Source organism: Streptosporangium sp. NPDC000509, assembly GCF_042898365.1.
In the GTDB taxonomy this organism is placed as follows: Bacteria; Actinomycetota; Actinomycetes; order Streptosporangiales; family Streptosporangiaceae; genus Streptosporangium.
In genome coordinates, this window is sequence record NZ_JBIAYX010000002.1 from 596917 (window position 1) to 606121 (window position 9205).

The 9205-nt window shown below is 66.7% G+C and carries 10 protein-coding genes; 9 read left to right on the top strand and 1 reads right to left on the bottom strand.

Translation table 11 applies throughout. The features are described from left to right. Positions 1-976, bottom strand: a 976-nt coding sequence (locus ACFY3D_RS06245) for a hypothetical protein (RefSeq protein WP_389975575.1), incomplete at its 3' end; no start/stop codon positions are given. A 398-nt stretch (positions 977-1374) separates the two neighbouring features. On the opposite strand from ACFY3D_RS06245, the gene ACFY3D_RS06250 reads away from it, so the two are divergent. The 9 genes from ACFY3D_RS06250 to ACFY3D_RS06290 all read left to right on the top strand — a co-directional run bounded on the left by ACFY3D_RS06250 (position 1375) and on the right by ACFY3D_RS06290 (position 9080). Next, the gene (locus tag ACFY3D_RS06250; RefSeq protein WP_389975578.1) at positions 1375-1830 is read left to right on the top strand and encodes a hypothetical protein; all 456 of its coding nucleotides are present in this window, start codon (positions 1375-1377) and stop codon (positions 1828-1830) included. A 325-nt stretch (positions 1831-2155) separates the two neighbouring features. Continuing rightward, on the top strand, positions 2156-2797 hold the full coding sequence (locus ACFY3D_RS06255; protein ID WP_389975581.1) for an HAD family hydrolase: 642 nt from the start codon (positions 2156-2158) through the stop codon (positions 2795-2797). After that, a complete protein-coding gene (locus ACFY3D_RS06260; RefSeq protein WP_389975585.1) occupies positions 2794-3987 on the top strand; it encodes a helix-turn-helix domain-containing protein in 1194 nt (397 codons plus the stop codon). Before ACFY3D_RS06255 ends, ACFY3D_RS06260 begins: the two co-directional genes overlap by 4 nt. Positions 3988-4164: 177 nt before the next feature. Next, positions 4165-4845 (top strand): hypothetical protein, encoded by a 681-nt coding sequence (locus ACFY3D_RS06265; RefSeq protein ID WP_389975588.1) that lies wholly within the window; start codon positions 4165-4167, stop codon positions 4843-4845. Continuing rightward, entirely contained in the window at positions 4842-5276 is a 435-nt protein-coding gene (locus ACFY3D_RS06270; protein WP_389975591.1) for a hypothetical protein, read from the top strand. Before ACFY3D_RS06265 ends, ACFY3D_RS06270 begins: the two co-directional genes overlap by 4 nt. Then, entirely contained in the window at positions 5260-5910 is a 651-nt protein-coding gene (locus ACFY3D_RS06275; protein WP_389975594.1) for a hypothetical protein, read from the top strand. Before ACFY3D_RS06270 ends, ACFY3D_RS06275 begins: the two co-directional genes overlap by 17 nt. Positions 5911-6168: 258 nt before the next feature. Further along, complete coding sequence (gene hemC / locus ACFY3D_RS06280; protein WP_389975597.1) at positions 6169-7152, top strand: hydroxymethylbilane synthase; 984 nt, start codon at positions 6169-6171, stop codon at positions 7150-7152. A 169-nt stretch (positions 7153-7321) separates the two neighbouring features. Then, on the top strand, positions 7322-8347 hold the full coding sequence (locus ACFY3D_RS06285; protein ID WP_389975601.1) for a hypothetical protein: 1026 nt from the start codon (positions 7322-7324) through the stop codon (positions 8345-8347). 142 nt (positions 8348-8489) lie between these two features. Next, positions 8490-9080: a M48 family metalloprotease gene (locus ACFY3D_RS06290; RefSeq protein ID WP_389975604.1), complete on the top strand. Its 591-nt coding sequence runs from the start codon at positions 8490-8492 to the stop codon at positions 9078-9080. Positions 9081-9205: the final 125 nt, after the last annotated feature.

A 9205-nucleotide genomic window follows, 5' to 3' on the forward strand; every position in this document is an offset into this window, starting at 1 on the left:
CCTGACGGACATCAAGCCCATCCTTGGGAAAAGTAACCCTCCCATCGTCGGCGCTCCGCCCCTGCACCCACGCGGTATTCACACCGTTGAGATCGGCCCTGTCGGCCGTCACCGTCCCTTGCCCGCCGGAGTCATTGAAGATCTCCACCCCTGTGCCGGTGAAGGCGACGCGTCCCTTGTTCGTCGTTCCCTGGACCCAGGGGGTGTCGATGCCGGTCGTGGCGGTGAGGGTTTCCAGGACGGGATGGCGTACCTGCACGGTCGTGGTGAGGAAGTGCTGCTTTTGAGTGGTCGGGTCGGTGGCGACCAGGATGTAGGTGGTAGCGCGCTTCGGGGCGTCGGTCGGCGACCAGGTACGCGTGCCTGGGGTGATGGCCGATTGCCCGCCGGGGAAGCGAATCTCGTAGCTGAAGTCGTTGGACCCGTCCCAGCTCAGAGTGAGGCCATCTCCGGTGTCCAGCATGGTTTTGTCCGGGCGGAAGTCGCGCGGTGCCGGAATCTCCTTGGGAGCGGCCTTCACCACCGGCACGGCCGCGTCGCTGACCTGCCATCCTCTACCGGTTCTGACGGTCTCGGTCACCATCAGAACGACCACACCTGCAGTGGGAGCGACGGTGACGTTTTCCAGTGTCAGCACCATGTGGTCGCCAGGTGCGAAAGCTTCTAAACGACCGCTCTGGGTGGTGACCTGGAAGACGTCGGCGCCTTGCTGCTGGACGATCACTGGCTGAGTGGCTGCCTGGGAGCTCGACTGGGTATCGGTGTATTCGCCCTTCGGGTTGATCGCGTTGATGTTCTGGGTGAGATGGCCGGCACCGTCGCCAAGGGGCACCTTCACCTCGATCCTCAACCAGGGCACCGTCTTCCCGGTGTTGGTGACCATCAGATACAGCGTCCCCGTGGACGGAGAGCGCCCGTTCACTGACGCCTCCAGGGACGTCGGGTCGGTGAGGATGGTGTAGGTCAGCGCAGTCAAGATCACGACTCCTTCTCTTGGCAATAGCACAGGTCGATGCCCTGCTCACTGTGAGAGGACCTGGCCGGGCAGAACAGGCGGCGGCACGGCTGAGGTGTCTGGAACCCGCCGTATGTGACGCACCGCAGAAAAGCACCCTCCTAGATCCAAACGCCAGGGCAGGAGTACAGCAAGAGCATTCAAGGTGGCCATAACGGGGCGCTTCAGCAATATCCTCGGCGTCTTGACAGGCATTCGGGCCATGCTCTGATGGCCGCCCCGCGAACACCTGCCGGCCGCGATAAGCGCGGTGATCGAGTCCGTGCTGAAACGATGGACGGCATTTCACCTAGCGGATCTACTGGTGCTGACATCTGGCGGAGCCAGGCCGAATGGGATAAGAATTCCAAGATCAGAGCTTGGAGGTTGTTCCTGTGGTGTCCACGGATGTGCCGTCTCAGCCACCGACGGTGGCTGCTGAACGCCCCCGGCCGTGGCGGCTTCAGTCGCAGGGATACGTGGCCGTCCTCGGCGGGGTTGCCGCCGTCACCGTCATCGCACTGATGAACGCCGCTCGCCTCGATGTACCGAAGAGGGGCAGAGTACTCATTGCCGGTGCCGGCCTTCTCGGACTGATCGTGGATGTCGTCATGATCTGGGATGCCAGGGTGAGCTCCGACGCCTACACCGTGTTGTCGGTGTTGCTCGCACTGGTCGTTCACATCGTTCAAGCGGGCGTGCAGAGACCACACGATCGGGGGGCCTTGCTGCTGTCCAGAGGGAAAGATCATGCGCCGATGTGGCTAGCGGGTGCAGCCGCCATCCTCGTCGGCGGCGTACTCCACTACTTCATGCTGACCACGCTCGGAGGGTGACGGGAGCCAAGCCTGTCGGCAAGAAGCTCAAACGATCAAGAAACGACGAAGGCCTCTGATGGCGTAATGCCTGATCAAGGGCCTTCTCAGCTGTGTGCGGCCGGAGGTACTCGAAACGCCAACCTCCTGATCTGTAGACCTGAGCAAAAAAGTTCGCCGAAGTTCACAGAGGTTCACCGTTCCAGCTCATGAACCCCGGCGAACGTCAACGGACGCCTACAAACTTCTTCGCGCTGACCCGCCGCTACAGGAAACCGCGCTCCGCGCTGGGAAAACGAGCGGATCATGCAATACGACGGCACCCCGCTGGCTTACCCTCCGAAGTGTGGTCACGACTGTGGTATTCGACATCGGCGAGACGCTGGTTCGCGATGACCGGTACTGGGGGTCCTGGGCCGACTGGCTGAACGTTCCCCGCCATACCCTGTCCGCCCTGGTCGGTGCGGTAACAGCGCTGGGCATGGACAACGCGGAAGCGGTCCGTCTCCTGCGACCGGGCATCGACCTGCATGCGGTGCGCCGGGCTCGCGAGGAGGCGGGCCAGGGCGAATATCTCGACGAAAGCGACCTGTACCCCGATGTGCGGCCCGGGTTGCAAGCCCTGCGCGACGCGGGGCTTCGTGTCTGCGTCGCCGGAAACCAGACGACCAGGGCCGGCGACCTCTTGCGAGGGCTGTCGATCCCCGCCGACGTGATCGTCACGTCGGAGGAATGGGGGGTCGCGAAGCCCGATCCTGGATTCTTCGATCAGGTCGTTCGGCTCGCCCAGGCTCCTGCCCACGAAACTGTGTACGTAGGTGATCATCCTGCGAACGACATCATCCCTGCGAAAGCTCTCGGCCTGCGCACGTGCATGATCCGGCGTGGCCCCTGGGGACATCTGTGGGGCGCCGACGAGACCGTGCTGAACGCGGTGGATTGGCAGATCGACAGCATCACGGAACTGCCATCTGTCCTGGCTGGATGAACGGAGCCGAGATGCCCCGCAAAGCCTCCGGCGAAGGTCCCGGCAGTCACATAGCCGCGATCCGCAGCGCACGCCGCATGACCCAAGAAGAACTCGCCCTGGCAGCCCACATCTCCCTCAGTCTGCTCCGGAAGATCGAGCAAGGCACCCGTACCCCCAGTGACCCCGTCCTGGACGCCGTCGCCGCGGCGTTGAGCGTTGACCCCTCCCGGCTGCTGGGGAACTCCAGACGCCTCGACGGTCGCGTCCACGCCGCGATCCCCGCGTTTCGCGAGGTCATCGCCACCTACGACATTCCCGACGAGGGTCCGGTACGTCCCATGCCCGCGCTTCGAACAGCCGTCACCGGCGTAGTCCAAAAGCGCCTGAGCGCCCAGTACGTGCGACTGTCGCAGACCCTGCCCGAACTACTCGGTGAGCTCATCCGCGGGATGCACGCGCCAGGCGATCCAGCAGACATCTCGGCACTGCTGGTGGCCGCCTACCGGGCAGCCGATGCGGTCGCCTACAAGTACGGCTACCTCGATCTGTCGGCTCGGTTGATCGAGTTGATGCGCCAGACTTCGGCCCTCGCCGAGAATCCTTTGCTCAGTGCGTCCACGGCGTATGTGCGGACCGAAGTCTTCTTCGCCGCGCACACCTACCAGGCGGGGTTGCGTGCGCTCGAATCCGCGATCGACCAGTTGCCGCGAAAAGCCGGGCGTCTGCATCTCGGCGTCCTGGGATCACTGCACATGCGAGCGGCCGTCATCGCAGCGCGAGCAGCCAATGCCGATGCCGCGATAACCCATCTGAGACAGGCTCGGCAACTCGGCGACCAGGTCCCCGAGAACATCTACTACGGGACCGCGTTCGGCCCCTGCTCGGTCCGTGTTCACGAGGTATCCGTCGCTCTTGGCCTCGGAGATCGCCATCTCCAGCATGCCCTCGCCCTGGTCGGTGACTGGTCACCGCCGCCGGAAATGCATGCCGAGCGCCGCAGCGGCTTCTTCATCGACCTGGCCAGAGCGCAGCTATGGGCCGGTCAGAAAGACGCGGCCTTCGAGTCGCTACTGACCGCGCGCCGGATCGCACCACAGCACACACGTGAACACCCGTGGGTCCGTGAGGATGTCAAGACCCTGCTGCGCCTGCATCGGTCCAGCGGCCAAAGCCTGTTGAGTTTCGCTGAATGGGTAGGCGCGGTCTGACTTCTCGGTGACACAGACTGTGGCACTTCCACGAGAGGCGACGCAGCACCATGGTGACCGTTCGGATCGAAGCGTAGGCGAACAGTGACGACACGACTTGCCCACGTACAAGACGGAGCCCGCCACCGGTAGCTGACACCAGGACGGGCCCCTTGATCAGGAAGGTCCTCCTGACCCGTGAATAACCTTAATGCTCCGGTTCTCGACCGGACCACGACAAGCGGCTGTGCCTGTTTCGCCGACGTGCCGCCGCTGCCGATGGGATGCGCCGTCTGCGGACACGCCCCCTACGCCCACCACTGCCCCGGCCAGGCCATCGACCACGAGTACGCGCAGCCGACCGGCACGCTGATGGCGATGCGCCTGGAAGCGCGCCGCCGCACCGGCCCGCAGCCCTTCCCCATGGCCGAGCAGCCCGTCGTCGTGGCGCCCGCCGAGGTCATCCCCCTGGTCCCCGCGCAGCGCCGCTCCGAGCCACCCGCTCCCACCGCGCCCACGCCACTGCCCGAGCGAACGCCGCCCTCCCCCTTCCCTCGCCCGGCCCTACGACCTGCCGCCATCGCACCGGCCCGACGCGACGACAGCCGACGCCCCGCACCCCGCCCGGTCGAGACACGAACCGACCGCGCGACCCGCCTGGCGCTCGTCCGCGACACCCTCGCCCACCGCAAGGCCCGCATCGCGGCCCGCGCACACGACCACAGTGCCCCACCTCCGAACATGGGCTTGAAGTCGGCCGCCTGGCCGCTCGCCCCCCAGACCCTCCGGCCGGGGCCCGCCGCCCCCGGCCGGAGCCGCCCCCCGAACATCCCTTCACCCCGACGGCACCAGCCCCACCGTTGGGAGGTCGCAGCATGAACGCGACCCCGCAGGGCAACCCCATGAGCAGGCGCGGCAGTGCTCCGGTTTCCCAGGCGTATGCCGCCCCGCCGCCCACCCCAGCCGAACAGCCGACCGCCGTCCAGCTCGCCGAGAAACTCGCCGCCATCTTGGGCAACGTCTACGGCATCTCGGCCGACGTCCACCCCCTCGCCTCCGGCAACGCCATCGTCTCGGTCTTCCTCGGCCTGCTCGCCTACACCGACGGCGAGAACTTCTGGTGGACCAGCCCCGAACGCAGCCACTCCGGCTCACCCCTGCTCAGCTCCGCGCTGACACTGCCCGTGGCCGCGGCCCAGCTCGCCGAGCACTACCGGATCCTGCGCGCCCGCCCCGCCGCCAGCCTCCTGGAAGGCGAGCTGCCGCTGCTGGCCGACGTGATCCCGGCACAGTATGTTGTCCCGCGCTGACGCCGACGCCACCCGCGCCGCCAGACAGGTGCAGCAGTACGCGCCGACCTGGCTGGTCATGTGGAGCCTGCGACACCGCCGGTTCGAGGCGTGGCAGTGCGCCGACCCGCGCGAATGCCGCATCATCCACGCCCAGAGCGCCGCCGAACTGTGGGACCTCATGCAGCAGGCCAACGTAGAGCCGCAGCAGATCTCACCACCGCCGCTACCGGCCCCGGGACTCGTTCCCCACCCCCGCATCCTGCCCATAGGCCCCGACGAACGCATCCCACCCCACCACGTCCCGCAGGAAAGGGGACCGGTCGTGATCTCGTCCCACGACACCCCCGCAGACGACCGGGTGGACGCGTCCGCCCATCGCCCCGGCGCGATCACCGCCCTGAGGCATCTGCGAACCGAACTGCACGAACACCGGATCATCTCGGAGATCTCCTACGACGAAGGCCCACCCCGCCTCGTCATCGGCGCCGAACTGACCGTGTGGGCCGACCACAACGGCGAGTTCTTCACCTGGGGCACCACCTTCATGGAAGAACCCGCCACCTCCACTGCCGCCGATGACGTGCCGCAGGTCGCGGCCCGGATCGCCGAACGACTCGACGAGCACCACACCCAACCGAGAACGGCTCCATGAGCAGCGCGGCGGCACGGCGAGTGGCCTCCCGTGCCGCCGCGCCCACGCCCCCCACAGGCGGTGGTGCGCCACCAGGGGCCGCCCGCGGGGCCAGACGAGACCGTACGACCTCCTGCTTGGAAGGGCGCGCACCTCGACCGAAATGATGGTGCCCCGTCAGCCCTTTCCGGCGGAGCACCATCCAATGGCAGTCAGTTCGCACTCCCACAGACAGTCACACACTGCGATCGGAATCTCACCGAAAGGAACAGCTGCACCGTGACCGACGTACTCCTCAACCGGTTCGCCGATACCCCGCTGCGGATCGGCACCCGCACCTCCACCCTGGCCAGGATCCAGGCCGGCCATGTCGCCGATATGATCACCAGGCTCGCGCCCGGCATTCCCATCGAGATCGTGCCGACGCAGGTCGGCGCCGACCTGTGGCCCGGCGACCTGGCCGAGATCGGCGGTAAGGGAGCCTTCAGCAAGGAAATCGACAGCGCGCTGACCAGCGGCCGGATCGACATCGCCGTCCACTGCGTCAAAGACGTCCCCGGCGACGTCCCTCTCGCGGAGGGGACCGCGTTCGGCGCCTACCTGGAACGCGACGACGTCCACGACGTCGTCGTCACCCGCGACGGCGTGGCCCTGGCCGATCTGCCCGCCGGTTCCCTCATCGGCACCAGCTCCGTGCGCCGTCGCGCCCAGCTCGGCATCCACCGGCCCGACCTGCGCACCGAACGCATCCGCGGCAACGTCGACACCCGCCTGACCAAGCTCGACGAGGACGGCGAGTACGCCGCGCTGATCCTGGCCCGCGCCAGCCTGAGCCGTCTCGGCATTCTGGACCGACACCACGAGATCCTGCCCCTGGAGTTCCACACCGCAGGCGAAGGCGTGTCCATGGTGCCGCCCGTGGGCGCCGGCGTCGTCGGCATCCAGGCCCGTCAGTCCGACACCCCCGTCATGCGACTCCTGGACGAGCTGAACCACCCGGCAACCGCCCAGCACATCCTCGCCGAGCGCACCATGCTGCACATGCTGCGCGGCCACTGCAACAGCCCGATCGCCGGACACGCCTCCACCACCGCCGACGGGAAGATGGGGCTGTTCGGCATGGTGTTCAACCGCGACGGCAGCGCGTTCGTCCGCTCCCACGCCTGGGGAGATCACTCCGACCCCGCCACCCTCGGCGCCCGCGTCGCCGCCGACCTGCTCCACCAGGGCGCCCGCAACCTGATCACCGCCACCCGGAAATGACCTCAGCGGACACGCGGTCCGTCCCCGAGCAGGGGCCGTACGGTTGCGCTGTCACCGCCCCCTGCCGACGCCGATGATCAGCCGGCACTGCCGCAGAAAGCAACCTCCCGCTCAGTCGACGGCCATCCGCTACCCTCACTCGAATTGATCGTTTTCAGAAGAGGGTGCCGTGACACAGGAACCCGGATCGGAAACGCGAGCCCCGATGGTGGCACTGCGCTTCGGCGCGGTTCTGGCGGTGTCAGGGCCGGTGATCCTGACGACGTTCGGAGCCGGCAGGCAGAGCGTCGGCTGGTTCTGTTCCGCGACGAACCCCGCCCTTTACCCGTCGGAGGGTCCCTACGCGCTGGTGAGCGTGCCGGGCGAGCTGCTGTTCTGGAGTGTTCTCCTGCTGCCGGTCATCGTGGCGGGTCTTCTCCTGCGCGGGTCGCGTCGGGCCACGCTCACGGCGGTCGCAGCGGTCGGCACCGTGCTCGCGTTCGGACTCTTCACCGCCTTTCTCCTGCCGGGCCTCGACCCGTGCACCGGGCAGGAGCGTGTGACCGTACCGCCCTGGCCCTTGATCGTCTGCTATTCGACGGCCACGGGAGCACTGCTCCTGGCGGCCCGGTCACCGCTGCACCGGAAACCACTTCCCCCAAGATGGCACAGGACCATCCTGTGGGCGGGTGCCCTCGGCGCCGCGGCGTTCCACCGCTTCCCGGTCGCGTCCGGCAGGTTCCTCGTGGTCCTCTACACCGACGTCGAGACTCTGGAGTCGTTCTCGAACGACCTCGCACGGTGGTCTGGTGATGCCGACATGATCGGCCTGCCGGTCGTTCTCGTCGCGTTGGCGGCAATGGCAGCCCCTACTCGCTGGGCACGGCCAGCCGGCACCGCGGCCGCAGCGATCCTTCTCCTCTTCCCACTCCTCGACGTCGTGGAGTACGTCCGCTGCTACGACGAGGACTTCCAGATGCCTCTCGTCGATTCGGTGCGATGGCACCTGCTTCTCGCGACCATCCTCGTCGCGTCGGCCGTCTGGAACCCCCGCCAGCGAATCTCCTGGGCCGAAACCGCCCGCCTGGCGCGGCAGATGTTCCACGGACCGTCGAAGGACAGGATTCTGGGACAGACGAAAAAGGTCGTCGTCGCGTTCGTGATCGCGGCCACCGTCGTCTGGCTGGTCGCCTCCTCCTTCACCCCGACACGGTAGAAGCACAACGACCCAGACTCCACACGGCACGTAGCGGCCCCTACGCCTGTCACACCAGTCCGGAAGAGAGAGGTGCACCACCTCTGTGGACGTGGCCGACGGCAGTGGCTCGTATGCTGATCTTTCGTCGTAGGCAGAGGCAATGGACGCAGACATAGCTGATCGGCTGCACCTCCTGATGCGTGCTCTCACAGCACGCGCAGATCTTGATCCCCGCCCACCCGTCGCCATCGCTGACCTGCACGTGGCGGCGATGATCGATGTCAGGTGGGCCTGGCCTCGTCCGGCCGTGACAATCGTCGTCGACCGGACCACAGCCGAACGATGGCCACAGGATGCGCTGGCCGGTCTGGTCGCCCACCAACTCGGCTATATCGCGCTGGGACACACTGGTTTTGATGTGTACGTCTTGCATGCCGCTCAGCACGCCCTGCCGGTAGCGGCCGCGGTGCTGATCCCATGGGGAATTATCGAGTTGGCGACACTGCCGATGATGTTCCCCATCGGGGCCGGCCTGCTGTTGGCCTACCGGGCCGTACTGTGGATCTTGCGCCGCCGGGTGTACGCGTCCGATCGGTTCGCGGTCGATCTGGTCGGCGCCGCCCCGGTACGGGCCATGCTGCATCTGCTACGTGGGGGCGGGGGAGCGCGAAATGCCATCCGTGAGCATTGGGCGCCGCAGAATCGTCCCACGATTGAGCAGCGTCTACGTGCCCGGCCGGTCCGTTCATGACGACGCATCGCGGGGCAGGCCAGAGACTCCATCAGACCCAGTGAGACTAGAAGGGCAGGCGTTCCTGGTGGGGTCTGACTCAATCAAACCCTGGCCTCGACAGTGAGTGTCTTTGCTCCGATCTG

Excerpts from the sequence above, each read along its gene's own strand:
- ACFY3D_RS06260 (WP_389975585.1), top strand. The coding sequence starts at position 2,794 with ATGAACGGAGCCGAGATGCCCCGCAAAGCCTCCGGCGAAGGTCCCGGC.
- ACFY3D_RS06275 (WP_389975594.1), top strand. The coding sequence starts at position 5,260 with ATGTTGTCCCGCGCTGACGCCGACGCCACCCGCGCCGCCAGACAGGTG.
- ACFY3D_RS06290 (WP_389975604.1), top strand. The coding sequence starts at position 8,490 with ATGGACGCAGACATAGCTGATCGGCTGCACCTCCTGATGCGTGCTCTC.
- ACFY3D_RS06270 (WP_389975591.1), top strand. The coding sequence starts at position 4,842 with ATGAACGCGACCCCGCAGGGCAACCCCATGAGCAGGCGCGGCAGTGCT.